The sequence below is a fragment of the Providencia sp. PROV205 genome (assembly GCF_028479505.1).
Lineage (GTDB): Bacteria > Pseudomonadota > Gammaproteobacteria > Enterobacterales > Enterobacteriaceae > Providencia > Providencia huaxiensis.
Genome location: NZ_JAMPNU010000001.1, coordinates 272,884 through 298,506, shown reverse-complemented (window position 1 = coordinate 298,506; position 25,623 = coordinate 272,884). Strand labels below are relative to the sequence as shown.

44 protein-coding genes are annotated in these 25,623 nt (G+C 42.7%); 19 read left to right on the top strand and 25 right to left on the bottom strand.

The features are described 5' to 3' along the window. The 25 genes from PR800_RS01380 to PR800_RS01260 all read right to left on the bottom strand — a co-directional run bounded on the left by PR800_RS01380 (position 1) and on the right by PR800_RS01260 (position 18,667). Positions 1–1,464 carry a DUF3383 domain-containing protein gene (locus PR800_RS01380; RefSeq protein WP_272530041.1) on the bottom strand — a complete coding sequence of 488 codons (1,464 nt, stop codon included), beginning with the start codon at positions 1,462–1,464 and terminating at the stop codon, positions 1–3. A 3-nt stretch (positions 1,465–1,467) separates the two neighbouring features. Beyond that, positions 1,468–2,013, bottom strand: a complete 546-nt coding sequence (locus PR800_RS01375; protein WP_272530039.1) for a phage neck terminator protein — start codon at positions 2,011–2,013, stop codon at positions 1,468–1,470. After that, positions 2,006–2,392, bottom strand: a complete 387-nt coding sequence (locus PR800_RS01370) for a head-tail adaptor (RefSeq protein ID WP_272530038.1) — start codon at positions 2,390–2,392, stop codon at positions 2,006–2,008. Before PR800_RS01370 ends, PR800_RS01375 begins: the two co-directional genes overlap by 8 nt. Further along, positions 2,392–2,901, bottom strand: coding sequence for a hypothetical protein (locus PR800_RS01365; protein ID WP_272530036.1), 510 nt, complete (start codon positions 2,899–2,901; stop codon positions 2,392–2,394). The genes PR800_RS01370 and PR800_RS01365 overlap by 1 nt, the downstream gene beginning before the upstream one ends. Next, on the bottom strand, positions 2,898–3,308 hold the full coding sequence (locus PR800_RS01360; protein ID WP_272530034.1) for a DUF4054 domain-containing protein: 411 nt from the start codon (positions 3,306–3,308) through the stop codon (positions 2,898–2,900). Before PR800_RS01360 ends, PR800_RS01365 begins: the two co-directional genes overlap by 4 nt. Then, complete coding sequence (locus tag PR800_RS01355; protein WP_272530033.1) at positions 3,277–3,651, bottom strand: STY1053 family phage-associated protein; 375 nt, start codon at positions 3,649–3,651, stop codon at positions 3,277–3,279. The genes PR800_RS01360 and PR800_RS01355 overlap by 32 nt, the downstream gene beginning before the upstream one ends. A gap of 39 nt (positions 3,652–3,690) precedes the next feature. After that, on the bottom strand, positions 3,691–4,638 hold the full coding sequence (locus PR800_RS01350; protein WP_272530031.1) for a DUF2184 domain-containing protein: 948 nt from the start codon (positions 4,636–4,638) through the stop codon (positions 3,691–3,693). Between the two features lie 10 nt (positions 4,639–4,648). After that, entirely contained in the window at positions 4,649–5,152 is a 504-nt protein-coding gene (locus PR800_RS01345; protein WP_272530029.1) for a structural cement protein Gp24, read from the bottom strand. A gap of 10 nt (positions 5,153–5,162) precedes the next feature. After that, positions 5,163–6,437, bottom strand: a complete 1,275-nt coding sequence (locus PR800_RS01340) for a DUF2213 domain-containing protein (RefSeq protein ID WP_272530027.1) — start codon at positions 6,435–6,437, stop codon at positions 5,163–5,165. 50 nt (positions 6,438–6,487) lie between these two features. Further along, complete coding sequence (locus PR800_RS01335; RefSeq protein WP_336298212.1) at positions 6,488–7,036, bottom strand: phage head morphogenesis protein; 549 nt, start codon at positions 7,034–7,036, stop codon at positions 6,488–6,490. Between the two features lie 67 nt (positions 7,037–7,103). Then, positions 7,104–8,561 (bottom strand): DUF1073 domain-containing protein, encoded by a 1,458-nt coding sequence (locus PR800_RS01330; protein ID WP_272530025.1) that lies wholly within the window; start codon positions 8,559–8,561, stop codon positions 7,104–7,106. A 216-nt stretch (positions 8,562–8,777) separates the two neighbouring features. Next, positions 8,778–10,088, bottom strand: coding sequence for a PBSX family phage terminase large subunit (locus PR800_RS01325; RefSeq protein ID WP_272530131.1), 1,311 nt, complete (start codon positions 10,086–10,088; stop codon positions 8,778–8,780). Then, positions 10,088–10,825: a terminase small subunit gene (locus PR800_RS01320; protein WP_272530023.1), complete on the bottom strand. Its 738-nt coding sequence runs from the start codon at positions 10,823–10,825 to the stop codon at positions 10,088–10,090. Before PR800_RS01320 ends, PR800_RS01325 begins: the two co-directional genes overlap by 1 nt. 75 nt (positions 10,826–10,900) lie before the next feature. Continuing rightward, positions 10,901–11,302, bottom strand: a complete 402-nt coding sequence (locus tag PR800_RS01315) for a hypothetical protein (protein ID WP_272530021.1) — start codon at positions 11,300–11,302, stop codon at positions 10,901–10,903. A gap of 265 nt (positions 11,303–11,567) precedes the next feature. Next, positions 11,568–12,089, bottom strand: a complete 522-nt coding sequence (locus PR800_RS01310; RefSeq protein ID WP_272530019.1) for a hypothetical protein — start codon at positions 12,087–12,089, stop codon at positions 11,568–11,570. Then, complete coding sequence (locus PR800_RS01305; RefSeq protein WP_272530017.1) at positions 12,076–12,258, bottom strand: hypothetical protein; 183 nt, start codon at positions 12,256–12,258, stop codon at positions 12,076–12,078. Before PR800_RS01305 ends, PR800_RS01310 begins: the two co-directional genes overlap by 14 nt. Beyond that, positions 12,240–12,710, bottom strand: a complete 471-nt coding sequence (locus tag PR800_RS01300; protein ID WP_272530015.1) for a lysozyme — start codon at positions 12,708–12,710, stop codon at positions 12,240–12,242. The genes PR800_RS01305 and PR800_RS01300 overlap by 19 nt, the downstream gene beginning before the upstream one ends. Continuing rightward, the gene (locus PR800_RS01295; RefSeq protein ID WP_004912034.1) at positions 12,710–12,979 is read right to left on the bottom strand and encodes an HP1 family phage holin; all 270 of its coding nucleotides are present in this window, start codon (positions 12,977–12,979) and stop codon (positions 12,710–12,712) included. The genes PR800_RS01300 and PR800_RS01295 overlap by 1 nt, the downstream gene beginning before the upstream one ends. Positions 12,980–13,017: 38 nt before the next feature. Next, positions 13,018–14,067, bottom strand: a complete 1,050-nt coding sequence (locus PR800_RS01290; RefSeq protein WP_272530013.1) for a DNA-methyltransferase — start codon at positions 14,065–14,067, stop codon at positions 13,018–13,020. Between the two features lie 142 nt (positions 14,068–14,209). Further along, complete coding sequence (locus tag PR800_RS01285) at positions 14,210–14,404, bottom strand: TrmB family transcriptional regulator (RefSeq protein WP_226693608.1); 195 nt, start codon at positions 14,402–14,404, stop codon at positions 14,210–14,212. Between the two features lie 206 nt (positions 14,405–14,610). Next, positions 14,611–15,390, bottom strand: a complete 780-nt coding sequence (locus PR800_RS01280) for an antitermination protein (RefSeq protein ID WP_272530010.1) — start codon at positions 15,388–15,390, stop codon at positions 14,611–14,613. Continuing rightward, a complete protein-coding gene (locus tag PR800_RS01275; protein WP_272530008.1) occupies positions 15,390–16,370 on the bottom strand; it encodes a DUF7146 domain-containing protein in 981 nt (326 codons plus the stop codon). The genes PR800_RS01280 and PR800_RS01275 overlap by 1 nt, the downstream gene beginning before the upstream one ends. Next, entirely contained in the window at positions 16,367–17,935 is a 1,569-nt protein-coding gene (locus tag PR800_RS01270; protein ID WP_272530007.1) for a DEAD/DEAH box helicase, read from the bottom strand. The genes PR800_RS01275 and PR800_RS01270 overlap by 4 nt, the downstream gene beginning before the upstream one ends. Before the next feature lie 257 nt (positions 17,936–18,192). After that, positions 18,193–18,396 (bottom strand): hypothetical protein, encoded by a 204-nt coding sequence (locus PR800_RS01265; protein WP_442959871.1) that lies wholly within the window; start codon positions 18,394–18,396, stop codon positions 18,193–18,195. Between the two features lie 43 nt (positions 18,397–18,439). Continuing rightward, on the bottom strand, positions 18,440–18,667 hold the full coding sequence (locus PR800_RS01260) for a Cro/CI family transcriptional regulator (protein ID WP_272530005.1): 228 nt from the start codon (positions 18,665–18,667) through the stop codon (positions 18,440–18,442). 94 nt (positions 18,668–18,761) lie between these two features. On the opposite strand from PR800_RS01260, the gene PR800_RS01255 reads away from it, so the two are divergent. The 19 genes from PR800_RS01255 to PR800_RS01165 all read left to right on the top strand — a co-directional run bounded on the left by PR800_RS01255 (position 18,762) and on the right by PR800_RS01165 (position 25,619). Further along, positions 18,762–19,469: a LexA family protein gene (locus tag PR800_RS01255; RefSeq protein ID WP_132495058.1), complete on the top strand. Its 708-nt coding sequence runs from the start codon at positions 18,762–18,764 to the stop codon at positions 19,467–19,469. A 178-nt stretch (positions 19,470–19,647) separates the two neighbouring features. Next, positions 19,648–19,863, top strand: coding sequence for a host cell division inhibitor Icd-like protein (locus tag PR800_RS01250; protein WP_129466296.1), 216 nt, complete (start codon positions 19,648–19,650; stop codon positions 19,861–19,863). A gap of 1 nt (position 19,864) precedes the next feature. Continuing rightward, positions 19,865–20,059 carry a hypothetical protein gene (locus PR800_RS01245; protein ID WP_129466297.1) on the top strand — a complete coding sequence of 65 codons (195 nt, stop codon included), beginning with the start codon at positions 19,865–19,867 and terminating at the stop codon, positions 20,057–20,059. Next, entirely contained in the window at positions 20,052–20,234 is a 183-nt protein-coding gene (locus PR800_RS01240) for a hypothetical protein (protein WP_272530004.1), read from the top strand. The genes PR800_RS01245 and PR800_RS01240 overlap by 8 nt, the downstream gene beginning before the upstream one ends. Next, a complete protein-coding gene (locus PR800_RS01235) occupies positions 20,227–20,481 on the top strand; it encodes a hypothetical protein (RefSeq protein WP_272530003.1) in 255 nt (84 codons plus the stop codon). The genes PR800_RS01240 and PR800_RS01235 overlap by 8 nt, the downstream gene beginning before the upstream one ends. Next, positions 20,478–20,672 (top strand): hypothetical protein, encoded by a 195-nt coding sequence (locus PR800_RS01230; RefSeq protein ID WP_272530002.1) that lies wholly within the window; start codon positions 20,478–20,480, stop codon positions 20,670–20,672. The genes PR800_RS01235 and PR800_RS01230 overlap by 4 nt, the downstream gene beginning before the upstream one ends. Continuing rightward, the gene (locus PR800_RS01225) at positions 20,665–20,898 is read left to right on the top strand and encodes a hypothetical protein (protein ID WP_272530001.1); all 234 of its coding nucleotides are present in this window, start codon (positions 20,665–20,667) and stop codon (positions 20,896–20,898) included. Before PR800_RS01230 ends, PR800_RS01225 begins: the two co-directional genes overlap by 8 nt. Before the next feature lie 2 nt (positions 20,899–20,900). After that, entirely contained in the window at positions 20,901–21,152 is a 252-nt protein-coding gene (locus PR800_RS01220) for a hypothetical protein (RefSeq protein WP_272530000.1), read from the top strand. A 4-nt stretch (positions 21,153–21,156) separates the two neighbouring features. After that, the gene (locus PR800_RS01215; protein ID WP_272529999.1) at positions 21,157–21,567 is read left to right on the top strand and encodes a hypothetical protein; all 411 of its coding nucleotides are present in this window, start codon (positions 21,157–21,159) and stop codon (positions 21,565–21,567) included. A gap of 74 nt (positions 21,568–21,641) precedes the next feature. After that, positions 21,642–21,983 carry a hypothetical protein gene (locus PR800_RS01210; protein ID WP_105880981.1) on the top strand — a complete coding sequence of 114 codons (342 nt, stop codon included), beginning with the start codon at positions 21,642–21,644 and terminating at the stop codon, positions 21,981–21,983. Further along, positions 21,980–22,285: an ANR family transcriptional regulator gene (locus tag PR800_RS01205; protein WP_105880980.1), complete on the top strand. Its 306-nt coding sequence runs from the start codon at positions 21,980–21,982 to the stop codon at positions 22,283–22,285. The genes PR800_RS01210 and PR800_RS01205 overlap by 4 nt, the downstream gene beginning before the upstream one ends. Beyond that, positions 22,278–22,487: a hypothetical protein gene (locus tag PR800_RS01200; protein ID WP_225832880.1), complete on the top strand. Its 210-nt coding sequence runs from the start codon at positions 22,278–22,280 to the stop codon at positions 22,485–22,487. Before PR800_RS01205 ends, PR800_RS01200 begins: the two co-directional genes overlap by 8 nt. After that, on the top strand, positions 22,484–22,699 hold the full coding sequence (locus tag PR800_RS01195) for a hypothetical protein (protein WP_226693625.1): 216 nt from the start codon (positions 22,484–22,486) through the stop codon (positions 22,697–22,699). The genes PR800_RS01200 and PR800_RS01195 overlap by 4 nt, the downstream gene beginning before the upstream one ends. Positions 22,700–22,701: 2 nt before the next feature. Next, complete coding sequence (locus PR800_RS01190) at positions 22,702–23,529, top strand: ORF6N domain-containing protein (protein WP_272529997.1); 828 nt, start codon at positions 22,702–22,704, stop codon at positions 23,527–23,529. After that, entirely contained in the window at positions 23,529–24,101 is a 573-nt protein-coding gene (locus PR800_RS01185; protein ID WP_272529996.1) for a hypothetical protein, read from the top strand. Before PR800_RS01190 ends, PR800_RS01185 begins: the two co-directional genes overlap by 1 nt. 13 nt (positions 24,102–24,114) lie before the next feature. Continuing rightward, complete coding sequence (locus PR800_RS01180) at positions 24,115–24,342, top strand: hypothetical protein (protein ID WP_272529994.1); 228 nt, start codon at positions 24,115–24,117, stop codon at positions 24,340–24,342. Beyond that, positions 24,339–24,575 (top strand): hypothetical protein, encoded by a 237-nt coding sequence (locus PR800_RS01175; protein ID WP_272529993.1) that lies wholly within the window; start codon positions 24,339–24,341, stop codon positions 24,573–24,575. Before PR800_RS01180 ends, PR800_RS01175 begins: the two co-directional genes overlap by 4 nt. After that, entirely contained in the window at positions 24,572–25,315 is a 744-nt protein-coding gene (locus tag PR800_RS01170; protein ID WP_272529991.1) for a hypothetical protein, read from the top strand. Before PR800_RS01175 ends, PR800_RS01170 begins: the two co-directional genes overlap by 4 nt. Then, complete coding sequence (locus PR800_RS01165; RefSeq protein ID WP_272529989.1) at positions 25,302–25,619, top strand: hypothetical protein; 318 nt, start codon at positions 25,302–25,304, stop codon at positions 25,617–25,619. Before PR800_RS01170 ends, PR800_RS01165 begins: the two co-directional genes overlap by 14 nt. The last annotated feature ends 4 nt before the right edge of the window (positions 25,620–25,623 follow it).

Below are 25,623 nucleotides of genomic sequence, written 5' to 3'. Positions count from 1 at the left end.
CTATCGATTCACGTTGATAATAATGTCACTGTAATGAATAGCACCGGCAAGCTTGATAGCACATTGCAATACAGGCGCTTTACGTGCTTCTCGGTCAGACTGGGCTTGCGTTGCAACTGGTGGTGCATAGATATAGCTTCCTTTGGTTAGCATCGCACCTGTCGTTAATGCACCAAATTCATCACCATTCCATACACCAGGAGCAACTAACCCATTTGTTGCCGCTTGGTCGAGTGATTGCTCAACATTAGTGATCAGTGACGTCACACCTTCATCCGTTTGCGGGATTTTGGTTGTGCGTGTGTAGAGCAAGTTAAACAAGTTGGTTTGCACATAGTTTTGCAACCAATCAAGCCCGTGGCGCTCATCAATGAAATCACCGTTGGCCATAACCCCTTCTTGGATAATGGCGGTGTCATTGTTGTAATTTACAAACACATTACCGCTTTTGGCGTTAATGGCTTTTGCTTGTGAAACCGTTAATGTTTCAGCTGTTACAGTCGGCTCTTGTTTGAATTTTAAGGTGATCGTGGTGTTGTTACCGTTGAAATTAACCGTAAACATGCGACCAAATAAGGAGGCAGCGGCATAAGGCTTGCTAGATGTATATTGCCAGAACGTGCGCGCATACTTACCCGCTTTGAGTTTTGAGCCAATATCTGTATCAACATCTGCATCAAGAACTGTCGTTTTCATGACCGTATGGCCATAAACACGCGAAAGTGATTCCGCCTCAATATAATCAGCCACCGCCAGCACATCATCATCCGTCAGGGTTTCGTCAGCAATCACTAGGCCATACCACGCACCGGAGATATCTGCCATTTTTGCCACAGCGTCTAACGCTGTCTCAGGCTTTTGAGGTGAGACAATCAACGCACCTGCGCTTTCATCACACTTTATCAAGCCGCCGAGGTAAGTTCCCGCTGAACCTGTTGTGAAATAACCAAGCTCCCCCGTTTTGGTGAGCGTGATAGTGAAGCGATCACCTGTCCAGACAACCTCTGCATCAGTCAGTTTTTCAGAGACTCGCGCAGCAACCCCGTTAAGGTTGGTTTCCTTGGTTAAGTCTACGCCAATAACGGTCGTTGCTTTGCCGGCTATTGTGATATTAAACGAGCCATCCGCAATGGTGTTAAAGTTGGCCATCGCTTGTTCTGTTTTCGTCAGTATTGCACCCCGTAATACCGCCAGCGTGGCTGTTTTGTTCCATTTCCCGATAAACAGGTCAACAGGACGAGGTGACTGTGAATAATACAGTTGAGCCGCTTTATACTCAGGTGAATCTACACCAAAATCTGCCACAACTGCATCGAGTGTACTGTATTGACGGATGCGTTCATGCGCATCAATGACGTTACTGGCCCCGAGAATAAGCAGGGAGCCAAAATTACGAGACTGTGCAGCACGCGCAGCCATATTCACCGTCACATTGACGATGTTAGAAACAGGTAATCCCTGCATAGATTATTCTCCAAAGAATTTAACGGGGGCGTCTACGATTGTTTTAATGCCGTACTCACGAACGACTTTGCGGCGTAATGTCACGGTAATGTCGTAACGCCTTACCCATTGATTGTTGATAAGCTCAGGGGCGGGTCGGATCCGACCGCAGTCGATATAAGAAAGGTTAACCCGAGATAGTTCCGCGTTATTCTGACTAACAAACAAACCATCACGAAACTGAGTGGCTATGCGTTGCCCTTGTGGGCCATAAAAGCAGCATAAGATTTGCATGCTTTCATGTGACCATTGTTCATGATGGTGTTCGGAAAGCTGGACAGCAGCAGGACTATGTTCATTATCAAAATCCATAATCCCAAATGCACACCAGTTTGTACCTGCAGCAGGTATTTTGGGTTGCGTTTCTGTCCATCGTGGCAGTACCATTTTTGCCGGAAGCCCTGATACCGCTCTTATCCATCGACTGATTTGACGTTCCAGTTCTTCATCGTAATCGGGCATTGCCACTACCGGTGTTAGATACCCAGATGAAGTGCTGTCGTTACTCAATAGGCCGCCCTCCGTCAAACTCCATCAATTCGCAATGGGCCTGAACAAATCCAGCCCCGTAAGCTGTATAGGGATCAACAAACGTTACACGATACTTTCGCCCCTGATACGTGACGATATCGGCGTCAACACCTTGGTAGCCTTGAGTTAGACGAAACTGAGTGACAATCAATATCGCACCGCCAATAGCCTGCCCTGCTTCCATCCGTTTTGCTTCGAGAGAACGGTCAACGGTCACAACACCAGCAAAGGGTAGGTTTTGCGTGCTATTTTTGGTAAATCCATCATCATCAGTTACCTGAGTGCTTCGATGGCAAACCAGCGACATATCGACAAAATCAGGATCTAACAAAATTTCGCTAACATCGAGTAAAGGCATTATTCCCCCTTATTTCTGACAAGGTAGGTGATGGATTTAAGTAAGCTACTGGTGTCATAGAGTGGCTTTTCACCGTCCATCCCTTTAGCTCTACGTTTCTGTAGCGTTGCTTCTGAAAGTGGCTCAAGGCGCTCACCATCACTGATAACTTTTTTAGCTGCATTCGAGGCAACCATACCGGCTCGTTCTAATTCCCGTTGGGCTGCTTCAAATTTGCCTGTTATGGCATAATCCGCAGCGGCAACTAAATGGCTGGAAGTGATATCTCGTGTATCTTCGATCCCCATATCGAGAAAGGGGCGTGGCGGCAATGTCACCGTTTCACCACCGATACTGATTGTTGCCCCCGTTGACTGTAGATAGCCCAGCTCAGCATTATTGAGGTATTCACCATCGTCACGCTGTGCTTTGCTAGCGGGAATACCCACCAACACATCCATGTTTGATAGCTTTTTAATTGCCGTCAAAATGGCATCAGCATTATCCCGAGTTATCTTTACGCCACTCATAGCAATTGCCTTCCACCAGCGCCAAACATCGACCACCACCAATAAAATTCACGACCGTAACCCGTGTTATTCCAAAACCCCGCATCAGGATTAACCGTGCCGGACGTGTCATAGCCCACGGAAACTTTATCAATCGACTTGGACGACACGACACCGCCCCCCGAGCTGTTCACCCCGCCACCCATAGCAGAGACTGCCAGTGAGCGTCCTTTTAGCTCCATATAGTGAGCCGTGAACAGTTCGGATAGATAAACAAACTGGTCACCGTGCTTATCTTGGTCAAGCAAGGTATCAGCAAGCCCTAAGTAAAAACTGATTGAGGTATCGGGATATTTGACGGTATCGGTGAATTCAGGGAAGTCAACGCGGAACTTATCAACTGTCGGCAGAAGACTGTTTTTTGCCATCCGCAGCCCCCTGTTTTTTATCTGTTTTGGCTTCCACTTCAGGCGCCGCTTTCAGGGCGGTGATTTCATCCGACTGACTCGCGATGAGATCGTCTTTTTCTTTCAGTGTGGCTTTCAGGGCTATGATTTCATCTTCAAGCGATTTAATCTTTACACCCATGTTTTTGCTTTCTTCTTCTTTTTGTAGCTCAGACTCATCAAGAGGTTTCGCATACGCTGAAAACGCCCAATGTTCTGTCACTTGCTTAGAAAATTCAGCGCTATCATGAATGCCTTCAAGCAAATCAAAATGAGTGCCGTCAGGAAAGCTTAATTTAGCACCTTTGGCAACGATATATTTCATCGTGTAACTCCAATAAAAGGGCGGGTTTCCCCGCCAGCATTAAGCAGCAGGAATATCCAAATAAGAGATGGTATTTGAATAAGGCGTTTCCACTTGACCTAATTTACCGTAGTAAACAGTCAACTGTTGCATACCTCGATACTCAAGCGGAGTATTCAGCAATGGAACCATCGGGAAGCGAACATACTTCTCATCTTGGGTATACGCGACGATACGGTGAGCGCCACCAGCACCACGCTTAGAAGCAAATTTCATCGAAACGATTTCTAATGGTTCACCGTTTTCTTGGAATGCAATAGTGTTAATTTTCACGTATTCCAAGACAGAGATATTCCCTGCTGAAGAGACTTTCTTACTGGCCAGTAAACCGAAAAGCTCAGGCGCTAAACCAATTTTACCCGGACAGACAGCATAACCAGAACGCACCCACGCATCAGTCAGAACTAAGTTAATGTCCTGCACAATCACATCAGGGTCGGTAGTCGCTGTCCACGGCGCAGCAGCGGCAACAGGTGACACGCTTGGCAAATTGAGCAAGCCTGGTACTCCCAGCTCAGAATCACCGATATACACTTGCTCATCAGTGTCCATTTGCCATTTCAGCTTCATACCTTCATATTTCTGGGTATCGATAGGACGCCCTAATTTCTGAGCAGAAGTCAACTCTAAAACTGTCCAGCCCACTTCCTGCACCCACGGCGTCAAGTTGTTACGGGTTGGGTCAATGCTTAGCTCAATACCAGCAATTGCGGTACCTTTTTTACCCATCCAGTTTTTACCGTTAGGATTTGGACCACCGACACTAGCAAAATCGGTATTCGTAAATGAAGACACTTCATCTGCAATCGAGATATCGCTGCGCAATGGCATATCTCGCGTCCATTTTACTGACGTTAATGGTAAGTTTAACGTCTGATCCATCCGCTCTAATTCGCCAACTAAAAATACACCGGCTGAGTCGATGGTTGCTCTATCAACTGTAAACATTCAATACCCCTTAGATGTTGTAAGCAATTTCAATGCGGCCATCAGCTTCACCCGGCCCCATAATTTCAGCATTAGGTAGCTGAGGTGTGTTTTCTGCTGTTGCATCAGCTTTTAAAACAAACGAACCAATCGGACTTGCTTCAGTGCCACCAGCAACACGAACAAACACCGGATCACCTTTTTTAGCATTCAGCGCATTTCCGCCTGTCGCTTTAACGCAGATATAACCTCGCTTGAGATTATCTGCCACTTGGTTAGCTGTAATGCCTAAATGGGCTAAGTCCGTTAATGACGTGATTGGGTAAGGGCGAACTAAAATACCTTTCACCTTATCTGCCGTGTCGCCTTCTTGAAGTGGCACAAACTTGTCTGAATCATATTTGCCCACCAGCCCATAACTTAAGAATGGCTTTTTATTGTCCAGTGTAACGGCTTCTACCGTCGATTCACGAGGACGAGTAATACCCCCGACAATGCCGATTGGCATACGAGTTAAATATGCATTTCCTGCCATGTGATTACCTTTACTTGTTTTTCTTCCAGAAATCAGCGTTAAGTTTGTTAATTTCCGCTGGGGTCATGTGTTTAGTGCGGGTTGCGCCGTCAGTAGTAGAAATACCCTGATTGATAGGCGCAATATGATTTTTGGCTTTATTCAGCTCGACTGCACCTTTAAAGACCGCATCAACCGTGGCTTTTGGTGCTTTACTGTAGTCTTGAATACCAAATGATTTAAGGTAAGCGCTATCACCTGTGCGGAAAGCATGATCAAGAACTTGGCGCTTGATCCCTTTATCACCTGTAGGCTTAAAGCCCGGACAAATGATTTCAGCATCAGCAATCAAGCTTCGACGGTAAGCCGCATCACCCGTTACCTTTTTGTCCTCTTCTTCGTCGTCATCCCCTGTTTTGGTATCATCGTCAGGATCCGTATCAGCCGTTTTGCCTTCTAGCTTCTCTAAACGCGATAAGATAGCCTTTGCCCATTCGGGGATTTCATTATCACCGGTCTGATTTTCAGGCTTATCTTTATCCTCATCGGTTGTGGTGCGCTCACTGACAGGTAATGCGGTTGATTGTGAAGGCGTATTCATATTGATAGTGACACCAGGAATAGAATTCATGCCCTCAGATGGCATATCCGGCGCTTCGTCGATAAGTTGCTGTAATGCAGCCTCATCTTTCGTTTTGATTGCGATACCCAATTTTTTAAGCCATGACATTACAGGCCTCTCCTTCTTTTTGATTGGGGCTGAATCCCCGATAGAACAACGAGCACCCGCCCGGCCTTTTTCAAGTCCAACAGCCAAGTGATTGCCCGTGATTTGATATTGTTTCCCTTTGCCCGGTGATAGCTGCTTGTATTGCGCATCATAGCCACAACTGACCTCAATCAGCCCCGCATTGATAGCGTCAATCGCTTCTTGCCGTTTAACCAACACATCCGCAATAAGTAGGTCTGATTTATCACCTTCCCCTCTGCGAACATTTTGAATGTGGCCTTGCGCTAATTCGGCAAAATTAGAGGGGTTAACAAAAACGATATTGCCGTCTTTATCTTCTGGATGCCTTAATGTGACTGCGACACCTTCAAATGAAGCCATTGTTTCTTCTGAAAACACTTCGTCTTCAGTTCGGTACACCGTCACCATTCCACTAGCATCAGGCTCTAATCCAACTTCTTCAGGTAAGTAAACCTGTGAGCCAGTACGCGCGATGGGGACGTTCTTACACAGCAATGAGCCATCAGGCTGGAGATATCGCGTTTCCCCCAGCTTAGTGACAAAAAAATATTTCATGCTTTACCTGCCAAATTGCAGACATTAAAAAAGCCGCACTAGGCGACTTGTTAGAATCTGGCTTTCGGTACATGTACCTCTGACCAGCATTTACAGTTAGGTAGGCATCCCGCATGCCCAGTCATACCATCTAGCGTAGGTGGGTTATGCCAATAAACGAATTTATCACGCATTTTCTTATGTGACGGTCTAGTACCTGCGCCCTCGATACGCCACCAATACCCCTCCGAGCCAATTGATAATGCCCTCGCCTGAGTTAGAGCGCCTGTTGCTCGCCCTACCTCCGTTCTGGCGATAAGTTTCGCTCTGCTGGACGCTACGTTGCCCGTTTCCATTATCATTTGATACAGCGCATCAGGCCGCTCACCATTGATAACAGCTTCAATTGCTCGGGATTGAATATCTTGAACACGCTCAGCAGCTTCAATCGGGATTGATTTCATTAGCTGAATCTGGCGATAGACAATATCTTGAGCCACCTGACCGACTGGTGTATTACCAACCACATCACGCAACCCCTCAGATATTTGCTCTGATACAGATCGCCACTGCCCCCACTCTTCGCGCTCAACTTGTGAGAACATTTTATGGGCCACCAGCGTAGACCATTCATCCAACATGTGAGAATAATCAATTAGGTTGCTGGTGATGATCCCCGCGCTATGCTCAGAACCATCGTAAGAGCCAGTGACGATTTGGTTTATCTGGCTCACTATCGCCTGTAGGCTTTGTTGATATTGGATCTCCGAACGACGGCGCAGTGCCGGTTTCAAATTCATCCGCCTCCCACTGGGCTTTCGCATCTTCAATATCCTTGTCTGTGATTGAACCACCAATACCTATCACATCAGAAATGTTCCGCAGGTCATTCATGGCGACATGAATAGGGATAATCTGTCGGTCTACCAATGAACCCAATGCCGTAGCGATATTGTTTGCCATTGTCGCTCGGTCTGCATCTGACATATCCCAAAGCTTATTAAACTCAAAGGTCAGGTCTTCCGGTAATTCTTCGCCAAATAATGAACGCCAAGAAATATCCATCAACCAACGAATATGCCGCCTTAAGTGTCGCTCTTGTAGTGAGTTAATACGGCTGTAATAGTTTTCTAAGTCACCGTCACCCGTACTGAACCCCGAGGGAGATTGACCAAACAAACGTACAAGTGGAATGCCAGTAGCACCTGATACCTGTTCAGCGAAGCGCAATATGACATCGGCAATGCCTGAAAAAGAATAACTATGAGTGGCGAATTCATCGTCTGAATCCATCAGCGTCATACCCTCAATAGTTTGAAATTCGCGGATCATATCTAAATGCCGCATTAATCCTTTTTCTAAATCACCACCGGTTGCCAGTATCTGCCTTAAACCTTTGATGCTGTAGGTTCTAAGGTGTGCTTTATGAATAAGCTGAGTTGTTCCTGCACTAGCGGTATCAAAACCTTGTATTCGCTCAAAAATACGCTCTACAACCGACATTCCCCAACCATTCTCAGTCAGTGCTTGCTGATAGGGTAACTTGTCACCTTCCATTCGTATTACGCGGGAATAATGTATTTCCCAACCTTGCGCCTTATTATTTCCAGCTATTACTCTGTAAAACTTCGGCTTTCCAAAATGCGGACCATACTCTGTCACTAAATCATCATAGGTTGGGTCTAACTGCCAGCGATCAAGGCACATTACGCCCTTAAACTGTCCCTTATCCACTGTTTCTAGGTTTAGCTCTGTTGAAATATCTTGTCCATCGATAAGGACAACAAGAATTGCGCCACCATAAAGACGAGACCATTTTAACGTATCGTTTAATCCATCCCAGATAGCTGCGTTATCCCAGAAATTCTCAATCTTACCCTTTTGCGTTGGCTTGAGCCTTGAGCTAATACTGACGCCTTTTCGGGTCATATCATCTGCAATAGCGTCAACACCCGCGCCAACTAAGAACGATGAACGATAAGCGAATTCAAGCATGGTTCGGTTACGGGTAATGTAACCGGGTACGTAAGTACCGCCCGTTTGAATGTTCTGTGTTTCTGGGCCAATTTTAGCTTGGAAGTTATTGTACCCGTCAGCTGTTTTAACGGGCTTTTTTGCGCCGTTTCGGCGTTGCTTACGAGACATTTAAACCTCATGATAATTTATTAAAAAGGAGGGCTATTTAACATAATGGTGCTTATGTGTATCGCGACTTTTCCACTCAATTAAAATGTCACCTATAACGGGCAAAAGTAGATGTTTTCTCACTCTAAATCGCCCGTTATATTGTTATTGATTTGTTAACAGAAAACAGAAATCAATTTCGACGCCATTTCAATTTGAAAGCGCTATTTTTAGCAATTAAGTCTGCTTACCCAACGATGCCCAAACACCCAGATCACCTTCACTTGTAATGTAACCATCAAGAGAATAACGAACCGCATCCCAGCAGTGGTTATGCTTATCTTGCACTACAGGTAAAATCTCACCCGTCATTCTGTCTACTTTATAAGAATACAGCCGGGCTTCTTCTAACATGTGCTTGCATCGAGGATGAATAATGATTTCCTCAAAGCCTTTAAGATATGCGATACCATCTTCAACACTACCGGGCCATTTAGTTGCGCCATCAATAACAAAGCCTTGGCGAGATAAATAACTTATTGTCTCTGGTCGGCTGTTGTCTGCATGAATAGGCCACTTCCTTGACTGAGGTATACCAGGATATTTCTTTTCGTCGCTCTCTTTCCACTGCGTAAGCTGTTCCGCAGTTGCCCCATCTTTACCAGCATAGAACTTCCATAATTCATCAATCTCAACACCTACCCCGTATGCCTCATATTCGATATAAAGCTTGCGCCCTATAATGAAGCAACGAATTAATGTGCTCGGGTCATTGGCAAAGCCGAAGTCACCACCGAAAAATAGCCTATCGGCTTGTTGCCACAAATCATCAGGGAACATTTCTTCTCGATACTTACCAGAGAAGATAACGGCCTCACTGATTGCCCGAGGCAACCCTAACCAAATGTGCTCATAAGCTTCATAATCAACGCGCTTGCAATACTCCATTTCATGACGAAGTACATCAGGAAAAAAAGCGTTATCGCTGTAATTAACACGAAAAATGATAACCCCACCGTCAGGCGGGTCAGCTTCGTGTCGCTTCATTAACTGGTAGGTTGGATCCGTTTCTTCACGCGGGTTAAACGATACCCAGACTTCGGATTTATTCGCTCGAACGGTAGGGCCTAAAATATCCCAACTATCTTGTGATACTGTTTGCGCTTCTTCTACCCAACAAACACGAATGCCATGCATCGATTTAATGCTGTTGATATTGTTGCGTAGCCCTTTAAATGTAAACCGAGTTCCGTTAAGCCCTTCTATTTCATTATTCTTTACTTTGTAGAAGTAAGATAAACCAAGGCTGTAGATTTCAGACTCTAACAATGCCAATACAGAATCATTAATAGAGTTTTGGAACTCACGAGCGCAAAGTATCGTCATTGACTCATTAGCACCCAACAATACAAGCGCTCGGGCAATCTCTACGGATTTACCACCACCGCGCCCGCCATAAGTCCAGCGCCAACGAACTGAACCTACCGGCTTATCGTATAGAACCGAGGGAACCCAATCGCTACTAAACGAATAAAGAACGCCATCAATTATTGTTGGGTGCTCTGCTTTCCCTCTTGTAGTTTCTCCATATGCGCATCCCAAACTTCAGGAGGGCATGTCGCTGGAGTAACGATACAAACCTTTCCATAGCTTAACCCAGCTAAATCAACGTTCACCTCTGTTTTATTGGTGTTCATTTCAATACCGGTTAGCTGTGCGGCGTTTTTTATGTTTGGCGCTACTTGACCAAACTTTTTATCTTGTAGGGCGTCTTTGGCTGCTTTGTATGAGAGGTCGGCCAAGTCTTTAGCATTGAATGTGACAAGTAATGCGGCTTCTTGGCGTAACTCTCTAATGCGTCTGCGAACATCAGGACGCCTAATTAATACTGCGGCTTGGGATTCCGAATTACTCGGAGAGTAGCCGGCACAAATTGCAGCATCCTTTTGAGTCATGCCTTGCGCAATATTCTGTGCGAATGATTCGTGCTGAGGCTTAATTAACCCCTGCTTTTCTTGGGTATCATTCTGCGAATTATCTAGTTGTTCATTTTGCGTAACATTAGTGCTAGGTGTTCTTTGCTCAGTTTTGCGAATTCTTTTATTCGCAGTTTCATTCGCACTTTTTTTTTGCGAATTCGCACTACCGTTCGCAATCTTAATGTAGCGCTTAGCAGTTGAGTATTTTAACCCTTGTTCTTCGCACCACTCTTTCGGGGATATTCCTGATTCGGCATGAGCGGCGAGGAACTGTTGTTGTAGCGTCCCCCAATCCGGTTTAGCCATCGTGTTTATCTCCTGTATAAATCTCTATCAACGCCACTCTATGAATGACGTTTGTAGAAAGCTATTCAATGAATACTAATACGTTAGTTCAGACTCAACTGAAATCATGTCTGCTGCATACTTTAGTGCTAATTCACGAGCTTCTCTTGCTGTCTTATCATTTAATGGCTTACCCAGCATCTCGCTATTCACTCTTTCAATAATAGACTCAATGTCCTTATCGCTAGGTGTGCGGAAAAGCAATCTAATGTGCCGCAGATTTTCTTTTCTTTCGTCCACTACGGCTATCCCTTTAATGGCAATATCCGCTCCAAACTCACACTTCAAGGCAAAGGAAAGATTGTGCTTAAACTCTGTTGAATCAACTTGCTTCTTAGTAAAACCAAATTCTTTACCATATGTACGACGTTCAAGGCGGGTTTCGCCATCGCCTATTGGTTTATAAAAAACCACCATGACATCAACTGGGTTATCCATACTCACATCCTCATAGTTAATAAGAAAGCTCACTCATAAAAATAAGCTTTTTGATTGACTACCATAAAGTAAAGCGGTCTCTCCCGCAGTCACGTCATTTCTTCTACCCACAGCAAACGTTACTGTGATATGCCCGACAAATAACCAAAACGGTGGTATTCATTGTTTTTGATTCTCGGTATGCGCTCACTACATAAGGAAGATAGGTCATAGCTAACATATGAGACAGCGACAATGCGGCGCGTTCCTCATCATGGGAATTAGGTTAATTAGCCTGTGGTTTTTTCTTTGCTTGTTCTATGGCTTCAAGTTTCGTATTCGCTTTATCGATGGTTTTCAATAAAGGATCTATCCACTCGATAGCCTGACAATATGTTAATTTTCTGGCGGTAATGGCACCAACACCTGCTGCGTCAATACGCTCGGGATTTCCATACAAGGTGCTGGCTCGTAAACGGTATGTGTAGTTGAGCAGCCCATCAGTAACAAACTGAGGCACAACAAGATCACAAGTAGGCTCTTTCTTGAGAATGGTTCGGTATTCAATGACTTTCTCCTGCGATTTCGCTTCAGATAGAAGCCCATTGCGGTATGCTGTACTGGTTAGCTGATTGATGTGGTTGAACTCAAATGATTGACTGGCAATTATCTTGCTTTTATTCGTATTGTCCTTTTGTAGTCTCTCATTCTCTTTTTCAAGTAGTTTGTTGTTATCGTGAACAGTAACAACCCACCAGCCCATTCCTACAACCATAATGAATAACCAGAATGATTTATCGAATTTCATAATTCACCTGCTTACCCTTGTAGTGTTCGATGGCTTTTTGACAACGCTTTTCTAAACTGGCTTTATCAATACCGCATGTGTTGTCAGTGAGTCTGTAGGCACCAGATACAATCATTGATATCGCAAGCAGCATAAAGAAAATTACAGCCACTATAGGTTTCCATGACATATAGCCGCCTCCGCCTCTCTTCGATTAACGAGTCCACGCCATACCTTACCGCCAGCATAAACCCACTTTTTCAGCTCTTCACAAGCACCATATTGATCACCTGCATTTAGCTTTTTAAGCATTGTCGACTTAGCAAATGCGCCGGTACCAACATTGAATGCAAATGAATACAGAGCAGCTTTGGTGTAATCGTCAGTTGGCACCTTAACCAACTTATCTACCTGCTGTTTTGTGCGCTGAAAGTCTGATTCAAGCAACTCATTACATTCATCTTTGGAGTAAATTTTATTAGGGATGATGTCCTTTCCTGTGTGGCCATAACAAACCGTCAATACACCGCCCACGTCTTCATAAGGCTCATATCTAACACCTTCAAAATGAGCAATCACTGTTAAAGCGATAGCCGTAGCCCCTGCGCTGACAAGCGCAGTTAGTTTTTGTTTGAGTGACATTAGATATCCTTTGGTGCTTTCGCCATAAGTTCAGCGGCTTTTCGTGCAGTTGCTGAGGGGTTTTGCGGGTCAGTCTTATTGACCAGATCTTCAAATAAACGAGTTCGCTTTCGTTGTTCCCGTCTATTCATGAAGAAAGTCGCCAAGCCTAGGATGATGCTGAATGCCATCCCAATAATAAAACCCCATTCATAAAGCGATAAGCTTGCAAAGAATGCTGTAAGCCCAGCACTACCGTAGGCTGCGTTGCTATATTTATCCATACGCATGATTTCACCCCCTACGGAGTGCCCGAGTTAATTAAAAATTAGAAACTGGAGGTTTTATTTATCTCCATTTTGGTCTGCTCAAATCTGTCGGTTTCTAGTTCAACTCCTATAACTCGACGATTGAGTTTTAATGCTGCTTTTATTGTTGCGCCAGAACCCATGAAGAAATCAGCCACCACATCACCCTCGCGGCTACTGCTATTGATAATATGTTCCATCATCACAGCAGGCTTTTCACATGGATGTTTACCGGGGTAATACTGTACTGGTGGATATGTCCATACATCAGTGTAAGGAACATCAACAGTCACAATAAATGGGCGCCTTAGTAGCTGGTATTGCTGGGATAACTCATGATATTCACGATTTAGTAGCTTTTGTTCACTGACTAAATCAGCGTGCTGGCGGCTTAGTGGACTGTCGCTGAACTTTTTTACCGCCACTTGGTTAAATAGCTCTTGTAGCTTCAAGTAGTCTGATTCGTTCGGTAATTGCCATTGACTATAGCCAAACCAATGAGAAGCCATTTGCTTTCCAGTGGCCTGATGTATTTCCTTTGCCGTTATGCCTAATGAATCTCTTGCTTGCTTAAAATATTCAATCAATGGCCTCAGCGTGCTTTCTTTCAACTCTCTACGTCGCTGAAGATAACCACTGCTTTTTCCCTTGTAAGGGCTTTGATAGTGTTCAGCAAACAAGATACGCTCAGTTGCAGGGAAATAACTTCTCAGGCTTTCTTTATTTTGTCGTCGCCATGGTCCCGATGGTTTAGCCCAAATAATGTGGTTAAGCACATCGAACCGCTCACGCACTAATAATTCCGTATCAGCCGCCAGCTTTGAACCACAAAACATATATAAGCTGCCGCTTGGCTTCAGAACACGCCAAAATTCCGCAAGCATTTCATCAAGCCACGATAAATATGCAGTGACGTTTTCCCACTGATTATCCCAACTACAGCTTTTAACTTGAAAATAAGGTGGGTCAGTTGCAATTAGGTCAATACAATTATCTGGAAGTGTCTTTATGTAGCTGAGTGAGTCGTCATTGACTAAATTAATACTGTTTAAATTCACAGTGTTTTTCATAGATCATGGAAACCTTTTTTGATAAGCTTCACTTGCTTTGTGCACATAAGCAGTGGGCTTTAGTTTGTCCGTGATCCGTATCCAACGGGCGAATGGCTGGTAAGGTGCTACCAACACCCACCAGCCGCCCATTTTCACAGTGCTAGATATTTTGATATGTACTTTCTTTGATGTTTTCTTTGATTAAACCCGCCATCGCTAACTGGGTCAGTATTAATCGGCAGCATGAATCGGTTAGATTACTAAGCCATGCGATTTCACCTACTGTGGCTGGTTCCTCTGTAACCGCATTAAATACAAGCCTTGCCCTTTCTGTCATATCACACTGTTTTAACATGATATTTTTAAACCTCTGGTCAGTTATTGTGCATAACTACACATGTAACTCTGACCAAACGTAACAGCAAGTCTTATGTTTGTTTTAGGCACAAAAAAGCCCCGCTGATTTAGCGAGGCCTTGAATTGGTTTAATGCGACTAGGTATAGAATGTCCATTATTAGAAGATAATAAGCCAATTCTATGCAAAAATCAAATAAAACACATTATTTTATTACCCTGCTAAATGCCAGTTCTGCCGCACTTTCTTCAATAAAACATTTACTAGCTAACTTTTCATAAAATGGCTTCCAATTTCGTGACCATGACGATTGAGTTAAATCAGGCACTAAGTGTTTTATCGCATTATATGCCACAGACGACGGCACCCGGTTGAACCCCTTACCCGCACAACGAGGACAATCTTTAAATACAGGCGCGCCCTGCAGCTTAGTTTGAATGTCATCTAATACCTTACCCCGTCCTTTACAGCGGCAACGGTGTGCTAGTCGCCCCTTACCATTACACTCTTGGCACAATTCACCCACTTCTTCATTTTTCGTCCACGGCTCAATAATTACAGTTCCGTCTAGTCTAGTTATACCAGGATGTTTGACTACGTCCTTGCGCTTATAAATAAGACCTTTACCGCTACATGCTGAACATGGAAAAACTGAACCAGCTGAACGGGCATAATCTTCAAATGCCATCTTGGCCAGAATAATTAGGCAATAACCCAACTTTTTACCTGCAGCTTTAGCCACCAGCTTAGGTGTGATTTTTTTAGCGTATTGGGTTAAGGCTTCTACCGTAGAAAACTTATCCTCTTCGCTGATATCATTTTTCGCCAAAAAAGCCGTCATACCAAACTTAGTTTGTGATTCAGTCATCCCCATAGCTGCCATGATATCCGTTCCCGTTATTCGGTCAGGGGAAGTACAACCTGCTACATTGCCGAATGTAGGTGACTTAGGGTGAAAGTTTTTCAGTGCATTTTCGAGTTTCATTAAGCCGCCTCTCTTTGTTTCCGAATAAAAACACGTTCCCTTGCTTCACAACCTTGAGTGAGCAAATCATTAAAATCGTTTAGGTCAGGCCATCTCACGCTTACTTTTTCTATATCATTGTTGGCTACTAGGTTTTTTCTGGCGCATTCATAAGCTGCCGCCTCACCCGTTGCGCTCCAATCGTTATCAGCGAAAACAATCAGGTGCTTAACACCTTTTGGAGCGACAAACTTCGCCATATGTCCAGCATTCATTGTCGACCAAGTATTAACACCATAGATTTGCTTACAGGAAAGTGCGGTTTCGATTCCTTCAGCGATCCCCAACGTTGAAGCTACGGGGAACATACGGATAGCGACTGAGTTTGCATACTCTAAGTAATTATCCTCCTGCAACGAGTCCATTCGTTTGACCAGAGATAGCCGCGCTTTTTTATCGCCTTCTAAATACGTCCTATGCAGGTAACAAAGCTGCCCTTTTGAGTCTGTTGCAAGCGACCAGATAGCTTGAAAGCTGTTAGGGTTATGTTTTACGGGTTGCTTATCACAAAATTTAACCTGTTCACTCGGCAGCTCATAGATACCTCGATTGTGTAGATATTTCGCTGCTGAGGTATCTTTCAGTGATTTTAGGTTTGAATAGCACTTAATGACCCGATCCCTAAATCCTGCAATTGAGGTATCTTTAGTTTGTGGCTTAGGGGTTATATTTTCTCGGTGATTGCCAAGAAGCATATCCACTTCATCAGCCAGAACTTTAAAACTCTTACCTTGTGTTTTTTCCAGTAACTGAAAGCCTGTACCCGAATCACAGGTGCAAATCCATGTGCCTAGCCCATTTTTATCATCAATACGAAACTTGCCCTTTCTCTCACATAATGGACATTTGCCTTTAAAGTGTTTACGCCCAGTTATAGGGGGTAGCCCATAGTGCGCAAATATTTTTGCCCATTGTCCTTTTGCGGCATTAATTGTATTCAAAGTAATGCTCCTTGCTGTGGTGTGCCATTTTTTAACTGACCTTTAATACGTGCGAACTGCTCTTTTGCTTTTTGCTGACCCTTTACGAAACGGATCCGCTTATGTTTAATAAAATTGCTAACCTCTGGTGTAATCTCTTGAGGGGTGCTGTGTAGCCCATAGGGGAATACACCGAATTTTTCTTTAAATGTGTGACCTACCCACCCGTCACTAATCGGCTTGCCTTCAACCGCTCTAACGTTTTGGTAATATTTAAGTTGGGAATAGAAACTTTGCTTTTCCTGATGGGTATAAACTTTTTCAGTCTTACCTAATTTTTTGATATTGCGTGTTGTATCGACTTCGACGTCTTCCCCGGCGAGTGGCTTAAATCCACATTTAGGACAAGCATAAACACCTGCAGGCTTCATGTAGTGGCATGAGGTACATTCTTTCGGTTTCTTCTCGCGTTTTTCCTGCTCACGAACACTGTTAACCTCTTTCATGCCGTCATTTTTGCTTGGCAATTCGTCATATTCGATATCATCAGGAAAGCCTAAGCGATGGACAGAACCGGAATGATCAAAGATGAGACATTTATCTTTGCCCGGCGCTTTACGTAATCCGCGACCAAGACACTGCACCCAGCGGATTTCTGATTTAGTAGGTCGGGCGTAAATGATGCAACGAACATCACTATCAAAACCTGCGACAAGCGTTCCGACATTAACAATGATCTTGGTTGCACCCTGTTCGAAACGGTGAATGATGACTCGACGTTCATCATGTGGCGTATCAGCTGTAATGACTTCCGCATTTACCCCTGATCGGTTAAAAGCAACGGTGACATAATTTGCATGGCTGACAGTGACGCAAAAACAGATCGTTGGTAGGTTTTCACCATTAGCCAGCCAGTTATCAACCACGTCGCCAACCAAATCCGCACCTGACATAATTTCAGCAATTTCAGCCTCTTTATAATCACTACCGAATTCCTCACTACGAATTGATTTCACTTTTGATAAATCTGGCTTTGTCGGAGCGTAAAATTCGTATTTACTTAGATCCCCACGCTGAATAAGTTCCTTCATCGTAGTAGGTTTAATCAGCCTTTCGTAATATTCACCAAGAAATGGGGAAAAAGGTGTTCCAGAAAGCCCGATTACTTTGAGGTCAGTATCACGAATGACTTCGAGTATTTTCTTACGGCGTAAATGGGCCTCGTCGATGATGAGTAAATCAATGTTGTCAGGAAACTCACGACGAATAACCGTATCTGCTGAGGCAATTTGGATTAATTTTGTTGGGTCATAATTGGGATGATTGGCCCAAACAAATCCGATTTCTTCCATTGGTATGCCATATTCTTGAAAACGCTCAGATGTTTGGGCGATCAGGTTTGTATATGGCGCACAGAACATAACTCGCATATTGCGATTGATATAACCGTTTGTGATAAATGCGGCTAACCCTGTTTTACCACTCCCTGTTGGACTATAAATCATAAACGTGCGGTTTTGCTTCCAGTGTTCACGCAACATAGCTAAACCGCGTTCCTGTGCAAAATTTGGTGTAATGTTTAACATCCGTTCCTCACTTGAATAATCTACCCTGCCAAGGACGAAGCCTTTGGAATATTTATCATTTAGCCATCTAAACGGCTGGTGGTATTTATAACCCCTATAGAGATCTATATTTAAGATCTAACTCCTTCCTTGGCAGTGCCTTCCCTAACACCCCTTTCAAAGATCAACCCCCTTACCCCCTTAGAAAGTTTTCCCCTCTTCCCCAGAAAACAATCTAGACGGCTAAACGTCTTAACTTCTAAATCCTCCTTAATGAATTACTGACCAACCAACAACGGCGCTGAGGTATAACCTTGCATTGCCTTCGAATAACGTCTCACGTACTGCCTTAGCCTTGAGTTCGCTTCATGTCTCGCTTTGTTGTCTTTGCGATATGAAACTGGCTCTAATTCCCAATGCTCCTGATACACTTCTGAATAAGCCACCAGCGCCCTGTTTCTCGCACTAGGTGACAGCTGCAATAACATTTCCTGAATCCACTTAGCGTCATCAGGAAAGTAATGCTTAGGCATCGGTATGTTGTGTATCTGGTGCATAAAAATCACTGTTAGGCTTGTTAGGGAAAGGCTTAACCTCTTCTGCGCCGACAACTTCGCCATCAACTTTAATGACGAAAATTTTTCGATTAGTTTTTATGGCCTTATTAATCGCGCTTTGCTGAATACCAAACAGATCAGCAACTTTTTTTTGCCCCAGCGTTGAAACTAATACTGACAATTCAATTTTTTCCATGAATGTCCCTCCTTAGAGGATTATCACCGCTAATAATAAAATAATCAACACCTGCGGTGATTGTTTTTATTCCCAGAGGTGATATTATTGTCACATGAAAAAGAAACCGTTGACTGATGAACAGAAAGCAGATGCCATTCGCCTAAAATCTATTTTTGAATCTAAGAAAAAAGATCTAGGGCTTTCGCAAGAAATTCTTGGTGAAATGCTTGGAATGGGACAAAGCGGAGTAGCTCAATTGTTAAATGGTGTAAATGCCATCAATCATGAGCATGCAGCTAAATTTGCTAAAATATTGGATGTCCCCGTTGAGGACATAAGCCCATTTCTAGCTAAAGAAATTCGGGAGGTTTATCAATCCGTCTTATCAAACTCAGAACAGATTATTAATACATACGAATACCCTTTGCTTTCAAAGGTACAAGCAGGTTCATTCACTGAAAATGAACATTCCTACACCAAAAAAGATGCTGTTGCATGGATCCCTACAGCTAGAAAAGCAAGCGACAGCGCATTCTGGTTAGAGGTTGAAGGCCACTCAATGACAGCCCCTCAAGGCGGTCGCCCTAGCTTCCCTGAAGGGATGCTGATACTTGTTGATCCTGAAGAGCCTGTTGATGCGGGGGACTTCTGTATCGCTAGAATGAATGGTGATGAGTTCACATTTAAACGATTAATTCGAGATGCAGGCCGACCATATCTTGAACCATTGAACCCTAGATATGAACTAATACCTTGTGGAGTTGACTGTCATATTATTGGCAAAGTAGTTAAGTCCCAGTGGCCTGACGACACGTTTTAACTCCCAAACACATCAAATCCCCAAGCCCGAGCGATAAATACGCCGGGCTTTTTTATTTTTTATCCCTTTCAAAATCAAATATATAACCTTTGGTGATAAAATAATATCACTTGCGGTGTTGACTTATTTATCACTAGTGGTAATACTAAAAGCACATCATAATTTTAAGGTTTAAAAAATGCCGACTATACATTATGCGTCAAATACCAATACACTTAAACCTGATATCCGTACAGGTCTGTTTAAGTTCTGTTTCTTTGCTGTAAAGCGCAGTGATCCACTAGCCAAAGCCGAACGCAAAGAGGTTTATGCAGCTGATTTGAAATCAGCAAAATTACAACTTGTTCGTGATTATGTTTTATCACTAGCATCACAAACACCTGTAGGAGCGTGACATGTCACACGAAATTAAATTAAGTGTCGCCGCAAAAAAAAGCGCCCAACTGAATGCAGTACTATTCCAGTTAAATAGCCAATTTGCAGGCGATCCAGTTATCGATAGTTTAATTGAATTGGCTTACGAACTATCAAACCCTGTAGCAGGTTGGTTAATTGAAGAAAATGCACAACGGGATAATGGACATGGCTAAATTAATAACGGCTGATGCTAGCCAGCTTATAGACACAATGCATCGTGTTAAAGCTTTTCTGGTTGCAGCACAATTTCTAAATAGGGATTCAAGCGAACGTCACATTGCCAATGAATTAATCTGTCAAGCTGAGGATGAAATAGAAAGGTGTTTAGGGGGGGGGAGCGATGCTTAATATTGATAAGTTTAACGCTGTCCAAGATGAAATTAATTTGCTTATTGAAGATGTACGGAAAGCAAAATTTCAAACTAGGCGAGAGCGACGATTAACTGAAATAAGCACCTTACTTAATCACATTAAACTAAATGTTTTATCCAACAATAAAACTATTGATGTGGAAAACTTACATTATTGGATTCACAGTGTTCAAGTTATTGTATCTCTCGAAGTCTGTGATATTGAAACAGGTAAATCACAATGAATGACAATATTGAATTAAGAAACTCGGCAAATACAGAGTTAACTTATGCTAGAGCAATTATAAATACCGTTTTAAATTCAGCAATCTTAGACAATGAAGATATTGAAAACACTTTAGAAGCTGCATTGAAATTAATAGAAAAAGCAAATGACAATATAGTTAAATTAAAAATTGAGGTTTCCAATGCATAGTTTAATGTTACTTCCTATCGAGAAAAAGCATTCTAATTTACATAAAACTGCATCTTGTGCTCAAAGGTATACCAGAGAATTAAAATTAGAAATGCAGCCATTATTAAATAAGCTATTCACCACTTACCCTAAAGAAGCGGGTAGATTTATTGGGCTGCTTAATGAAATTGATTTAATGACCAGTGCTACATTGGCAGGAATAGAGCACGCAATGAATACGGATTAGTTATGAATAATACAACTTATAATATTATTGCTTTGTGCAAGATTCAAAACAAGCCACTACCAAAATATATTAATATCCCAGAAGATTACGCTGGTGATTTAAATTGGAAATGTAATATTTATAAACTAGTCGGTGAAAATTATAATTTAGTGGATTCATTTTTTAAATATGAAAAAGCTTCACGCGAAGCAAAAAAAATCATGGGAATATCCCCAGCAATTAAACATAGCGTCTTGTCACTTTTAAGGAAATAAAGTCATGGTTAAAGCAATTGAATTAGCAACGGGATTTGAGATTCAGGTTGTCGAGCGTCCCGTATACATCATCAATGGCGCCAAGCGTGCATATCTCAGCGAGCGTGCGGCTCTCAATAAACTATCTAGCATCCTAACAGAACGCGAGTTCCGTGAAAAAGGTATTGAAACAAACTATGAAGATGAACATGTTACCCTTGAAAACGGTACTATTGCACACAAACGAGGTGAGCCAACTGAACATTTCATGGAGCGTAAAGAAGCTAAATATGCTGTGCTAAGTGAAAAGCTGAAAAAAGAACGTGAAATTAAACGCCTTGAAATGGAATACGAAAAAGCAAAAGATAAATGCAAAGATGCAGATATCGTAGCTAATGAAGTATATAAAAAGTTAATAGCCGCTCAAAACTTATAATTAAAAAATAAAATTAAATTTAAATCAGCGCCAATGCTGATGGAATCCCCTTATCTAAATTCAGGAATAATTAAATGGAAAAATCAACTTTATTAGATAAAAGAAGAAAACATTTTATTGATGCAATCTTTGATTATCTAAAAAGAAAAAAGAAAGCATCAACATTCGAGCGAACTGTCGATGGTATTAAATACCGAGTTGATTTAGATACTGAGGTATTAAAACAATCATTAATCAACTTATACGAAAATAACATTTGCCGTAAAGAAGCAGGAGCAACCGACCAGCAAATAATTGAAGTCTACGATAGTTTTTACAATAAACACGGAAAGCTAACCGACGAAGGCAAAGAGTTCATTAGTGATATTACTTTGCTCATTGCTGAACATTTACATCAAAAGGAAATGAATAAATGAAGCCAAGTTATTTAAGTATTGCACAACAGGCAGCAAAAGCAGAACAAGCCGGTGATTATTTAGAAGCATCCATATTGTGGGGTCAGGCTAAATATTTAGCCAGAACAGAAAAAGACTTGCGGTGGGCTGAATATCGAATAGAGCACAACTCACTGCGTAATTCTTTATTAACTCGCGCAATTGAATATGAAGAAAAACAAAAAGAACGTAATAAAAAAGCAAGGGAAAAAATCAAAAGTAAAAAAGAAGCCGAATTACTGGAAGCCAATATTAATAAAACTTCGGAGATGAGCTGTGAGTAACTTTGAACATTATATGAATACTGGCAAGTCACTTGAAGATAGAAAGTTATATCGACGTGCCGCTGAGCAATATAACAAAGCTTTTTACATTGCCAAACCGCCAGTAAATGGCGCGTTAAGTGATCAGCAGAAAATAAGCAGCCAAGCAACTGACCGTTGTTTATCTAAAGCAAAAATTAAAGTGACGGAGAGTTATTTATGAGCAAAAGAAAACGCAGCAGAACTCAGCAAGGTATTGCAGGCATGACAATTGCCCAAGGGCTTAGTTTAGAAAGAAATGAAGTTAAAGATTATGCCAATGTTTGCAAACACCTATCCCAATTTGAAAGAAACGGCGATGACATTCGAATGCCATTAAATAGACAGCAACGCCGATTAGCCAAAAAGTTAAACATTGATATTAAGAAGGTTTAATTATGAGCGAATTAATCACAATTAATGCCAACTCATTACCCGTTATTGAATGGAAAGGTGTCCGAGTTGTCACCACGGAAACATTAGCGGCTGGTTATGGCGTTGATGAAGCCAATATCCGCAACAATTTATCTCGCAATAAAGAACGATTTATTGAAGGGGTTCACTGCCACACCGTTTCAGGTGATGAACTAAAAGATTTGCGAGTAACTAATAGTTACGCACAAATTTCAAACAAAGCTAGAAGCGTTACCCTATGGACCGAAAAAGGTGCTGCCCGCATGTCGAAAATTGTCGATAGTGACGAGGCCTGGTCTTTCTTTGAAAAAATGGAAGATGCTTACTTTCGCCCTGCACCGACTGAGGTGAGTCGAAAACAGCTTGCACTGATGGTAATTGAAGCTGAAGACCGCGCAGAAGCTTTCCAGCTTGAAAATAAACATCTCAACGCGACAGTAGAAAGCCTAGGTAAACATTTCAGCAAAGGCATAACGATCACCTCATTTTGCAAGGCGCTTAATGGTGTAAATGTTAACAAAATGATGTGGTGGGCTTCAAAGCGAAACTGGGTTTATAACTCACGCCGTGATCTTGAGAAGTCTCCTAAGTGGCGAGTTGCTTCATACGCTCGGGATAAATATCTCACAGAGGAAGAAACCAAAGTCACTCCTCATGGCATGGAAGAATTTATAAAAGTGACACCTGTCTTATTGGAAAAAGGTTGCCACCGTTTATACCAACTTTATATGAAAGGTGAGCTTCCAATGAAAAAGACATGGAACGGTGAGTTTTCACACGACAAAGCTATCTACACACCGGAGGCTAAATAATGGCTTATTTTACTGATGCAGGTAATGGCGTTATTGCCGACGATGGCACTTTGATTTCTTATTCTGAAGCGGTTAATGCGCTTGAAAGTGGTCACTACGATAAGGAGTTACTAAAAGGCTTGTATTTAGCCGCTGCCGTGATGGGTAAGTTAGCTGATGAACCAGACACGCTAACACCAGAACAACGTGTTTCAGTTTGGCGCTGGGTGGTAGTGGCTTGCTTTATCCAAGAACAACAAGAGAAAAATGGCACTATTGAGGTGCCAAATGGTAACGGCGGCATTGATTTAGCAACCATCTACAGCAATGGCAAATCGTCACTGAGTATTTACCCTGCTCCTCTGCGCCTTGCACTAAGTGAAAACTTAGAACGGATCATGGTTGAAACAGTCGGGAAAGCATTATGGGCTGACTTTACTGTCCGAGTGTATATCGATTTTCTTGATATCTCACTAGAACACGGCCCTCGTCTATCAGCCAAAGGACGCGAAGGTCTTTGCATTCTTCACGATGATTATATCCGTGCACTGGAAGCTGATGGTGGCTTCCCTGCAATGCCAACTATGCACTAAGGACGGTGGAACAATGAAAATTGAATATATCGCCAGCGAAACAGGCAACACAGCCAAAGTAGTGATCTTATCTTTCATTACCGAACGTAGAAAGCTAAATCGCCTAATTGATATGGCCCTACTTCGTGCGCCGGTTCATGAATCATCAATAGGTTTCTTTTTTCGAGTAACAACGATTTACGGTAAGGCTAACCATGTATTACATGCCTACAAAGTTATTAGCAAGGAGGCTAGCAAGTGATTGAACAAGATAATACTGAACACGAAATGGTTGATTACGATGATGTGATAGTTCGGGTTACTCACTATGTGGATGACGGTTGCGATTGGACGGCTCGAATTATTCACGGGATCAGGCAACGCTGTTATATCAGGATGGGCGCATGCCCTCCTCTACCACCAGCACCACAAATCGTTGCACCAAAATTAATCCCGATCACCAAAAAGAAAAAAACGCGCAAGGAAGGTGAATGATGAGCAATAACCCTTTAATTATCGATGCGCTTGAAGAAGTGGGTCCATGTGATATCGATACGCTTGCTTTGCATATGGATCAAAGCGCCCAAGTTGTTAATGCAATGATTACCAATCAAATGCGAAAAGGTGCGGTAAAGCTGGTTAATGGTGTGTATCAACTTACTAACCAGCCAGAGCCAAAAATAAACAAGAGCCCTATTGCTTCAAAATTTTCATGTCAGGCTAGCGATGAGCGTCCTAAGATTGAAATCTTAAGAGAGGCTTTACAGCAAAGCACGCAGGCTATGACGGCTGCAGAGCTAGCTAAAGCAACTGGAGATTCGGCAAATAACATTGGTGGGCGTTTAAAAACTGATATCAAAAATGGAAATGTGGTTAGTCAGGTAAAAAACGGCTCAAGAGTTTACCAGTGGGTTGAAGCTAAAGAGGAGAAATCGCCCCTTTTAGAAGATACCTCCGACAAACAATTGATATCACTTAATTCTGTCACAAAGCCAGAATTTAAAGGTGAGAAAAATCACCTTACACCAGAACAGCACACCTCCGTTTCAAACGGAACCCTGAACGTATCGAACAGTAAACAACTACGTGCTGAACTGGTAAAAATTGATGATGAGTTGATTCAGATAAACAACCGCATGGGCGAACTAACAAAGACCCGCCAATGTAAAAGTGAAATGTATGAGTTAGTTGTGAAGCTTGAAGGGCTAATGGAGGTAGGCAATGGCAACGCTTGATTTTAACCTCGTCAGTATCATTAAAAATGCAGGTGGGGATCCGGGTGATGTAACTGAGGCTGTTTGGGATGCTGGTTATCAGAGAATGGATTTTACCACTGAGGAAATCATTCAAATGACCACCAGCCAGATAGCCGATTGTGTTTATTATGGCGTCCCGCAAAATGTATGGCCAAAAACAGTTGAAGACCTCAGCTATGGAAACCTAAACGCCATTATCGATGATGCTATGTGGCTAGGAACTCCAGCTGAAGTTGCAGCGGCAATACTGAAGAATGGATATGTGAAGGGAGGTGATAAGTGACCCT

Bases quoted from the DNA above. Each gene is read 5' to 3' on its own strand.
- PR800_RS01380 (WP_272530041.1), bottom strand. From the start codon at position 1,464: ATGCAGGGATTACCTGTTTCTAACATCGTCAATGTGACGGTGAATATG.
- PR800_RS01370 (WP_272530038.1), bottom strand. From the start codon at position 2,392: ATGCCTTTACTCGATGTTAGCGAAATTTTGTTAGATCCTGATTTTGTC.
- PR800_RS01365 (WP_272530036.1), bottom strand. From the start codon at position 2,901: ATGAGTGGCGTAAAGATAACTCGGGATAATGCTGATGCCATTTTGACG.
- PR800_RS01360 (WP_272530034.1), bottom strand. From the start codon at position 3,308: ATGGCAAAAAACAGTCTTCTGCCGACAGTTGATAAGTTCCGCGTTGAC.
- PR800_RS01355 (WP_272530033.1), bottom strand. From the start codon at position 3,651: ATGAAATATATCGTTGCCAAAGGTGCTAAATTAAGCTTTCCTGACGGC.
- PR800_RS01350 (WP_272530031.1), bottom strand. From the start codon at position 4,638: ATGTTTACAGTTGATAGAGCAACCATCGACTCAGCCGGTGTATTTTTA.
- PR800_RS01345 (WP_272530029.1), bottom strand. From the start codon at position 5,152: ATGGCAGGAAATGCATATTTAACTCGTATGCCAATCGGCATTGTCGGG.
- PR800_RS01340 (WP_272530027.1), bottom strand. From the start codon at position 6,437: ATGAAATATTTTTTTGTCACTAAGCTGGGGGAAACGCGATATCTCCAG.
- PR800_RS01330 (WP_272530025.1), bottom strand. From the start codon at position 8,561: ATGTCTCGTAAGCAACGCCGAAACGGCGCAAAAAAGCCCGTTAAAACA.
- PR800_RS01320 (WP_272530023.1), bottom strand. From the start codon at position 10,825: ATGGCTAAACCGGATTGGGGGACGCTACAACAACAGTTCCTCGCCGCT.
- PR800_RS01315 (WP_272530021.1), bottom strand. From the start codon at position 11,302: ATGGATAACCCAGTTGATGTCATGGTGGTTTTTTATAAACCAATAGGC.
- PR800_RS01310 (WP_272530019.1), bottom strand. From the start codon at position 12,089: ATGAAATTCGATAAATCATTCTGGTTATTCATTATGGTTGTAGGAATG.
- PR800_RS01305 (WP_272530017.1), bottom strand. From the start codon at position 12,258: ATGTCATGGAAACCTATAGTGGCTGTAATTTTCTTTATGCTGCTTGCG.
- PR800_RS01300 (WP_272530015.1), bottom strand. From the start codon at position 12,710: ATGTCACTCAAACAAAAACTAACTGCGCTTGTCAGCGCAGGGGCTACG.
- PR800_RS01295 (WP_004912034.1), bottom strand. From the start codon at position 12,979: ATGCGTATGGATAAATATAGCAACGCAGCCTACGGTAGTGCTGGGCTT.
- PR800_RS01290 (WP_272530013.1), bottom strand. From the start codon at position 14,067: ATGAAAAACACTGTGAATTTAAACAGTATTAATTTAGTCAATGACGAC.
- PR800_RS01285 (WP_226693608.1), bottom strand. From the start codon at position 14,404: ATGTTAAAACAGTGTGATATGACAGAAAGGGCAAGGCTTGTATTTAAT.
- PR800_RS01280 (WP_272530010.1), bottom strand. From the start codon at position 15,390: ATGAAACTCGAAAATGCACTGAAAAACTTTCACCCTAAGTCACCTACA.
- PR800_RS01270 (WP_272530007.1), bottom strand. From the start codon at position 17,935: ATGTTAAACATTACACCAAATTTTGCACAGGAACGCGGTTTAGCTATG.
- PR800_RS01260 (WP_272530005.1), bottom strand. From the start codon at position 18,667: ATGGAAAAAATTGAATTGTCAGTATTAGTTTCAACGCTGGGGCAAAAA.
- PR800_RS01255 (WP_132495058.1), top strand. From the start codon at position 18,762: ATGAAAAAGAAACCGTTGACTGATGAACAGAAAGCAGATGCCATTCGC.
- PR800_RS01250 (WP_129466296.1), top strand. From the start codon at position 19,648: ATGCCGACTATACATTATGCGTCAAATACCAATACACTTAAACCTGAT.
- PR800_RS01245 (WP_129466297.1), top strand. From the start codon at position 19,865: ATGTCACACGAAATTAAATTAAGTGTCGCCGCAAAAAAAAGCGCCCAA.
- PR800_RS01240 (WP_272530004.1), top strand. From the start codon at position 20,052: ATGGCTAAATTAATAACGGCTGATGCTAGCCAGCTTATAGACACAATG.
- PR800_RS01235 (WP_272530003.1), top strand. From the start codon at position 20,227: ATGCTTAATATTGATAAGTTTAACGCTGTCCAAGATGAAATTAATTTG.
- PR800_RS01230 (WP_272530002.1), top strand. From the start codon at position 20,478: ATGAATGACAATATTGAATTAAGAAACTCGGCAAATACAGAGTTAACT.
- PR800_RS01225 (WP_272530001.1), top strand. From the start codon at position 20,665: ATGCATAGTTTAATGTTACTTCCTATCGAGAAAAAGCATTCTAATTTA.
- PR800_RS01220 (WP_272530000.1), top strand. From the start codon at position 20,901: ATGAATAATACAACTTATAATATTATTGCTTTGTGCAAGATTCAAAAC.
- PR800_RS01215 (WP_272529999.1), top strand. From the start codon at position 21,157: ATGGTTAAAGCAATTGAATTAGCAACGGGATTTGAGATTCAGGTTGTC.
- PR800_RS01210 (WP_105880981.1), top strand. From the start codon at position 21,642: ATGGAAAAATCAACTTTATTAGATAAAAGAAGAAAACATTTTATTGAT.
- PR800_RS01205 (WP_105880980.1), top strand. From the start codon at position 21,980: ATGAAGCCAAGTTATTTAAGTATTGCACAACAGGCAGCAAAAGCAGAA.
- PR800_RS01195 (WP_226693625.1), top strand. From the start codon at position 22,484: ATGAGCAAAAGAAAACGCAGCAGAACTCAGCAAGGTATTGCAGGCATG.
- PR800_RS01190 (WP_272529997.1), top strand. From the start codon at position 22,702: ATGAGCGAATTAATCACAATTAATGCCAACTCATTACCCGTTATTGAA.
- PR800_RS01185 (WP_272529996.1), top strand. From the start codon at position 23,529: ATGGCTTATTTTACTGATGCAGGTAATGGCGTTATTGCCGACGATGGC.
- PR800_RS01180 (WP_272529994.1), top strand. From the start codon at position 24,115: ATGAAAATTGAATATATCGCCAGCGAAACAGGCAACACAGCCAAAGTA.
- PR800_RS01170 (WP_272529991.1), top strand. From the start codon at position 24,572: ATGATGAGCAATAACCCTTTAATTATCGATGCGCTTGAAGAAGTGGGT.
- PR800_RS01165 (WP_272529989.1), top strand. From the start codon at position 25,302: ATGGCAACGCTTGATTTTAACCTCGTCAGTATCATTAAAAATGCAGGT.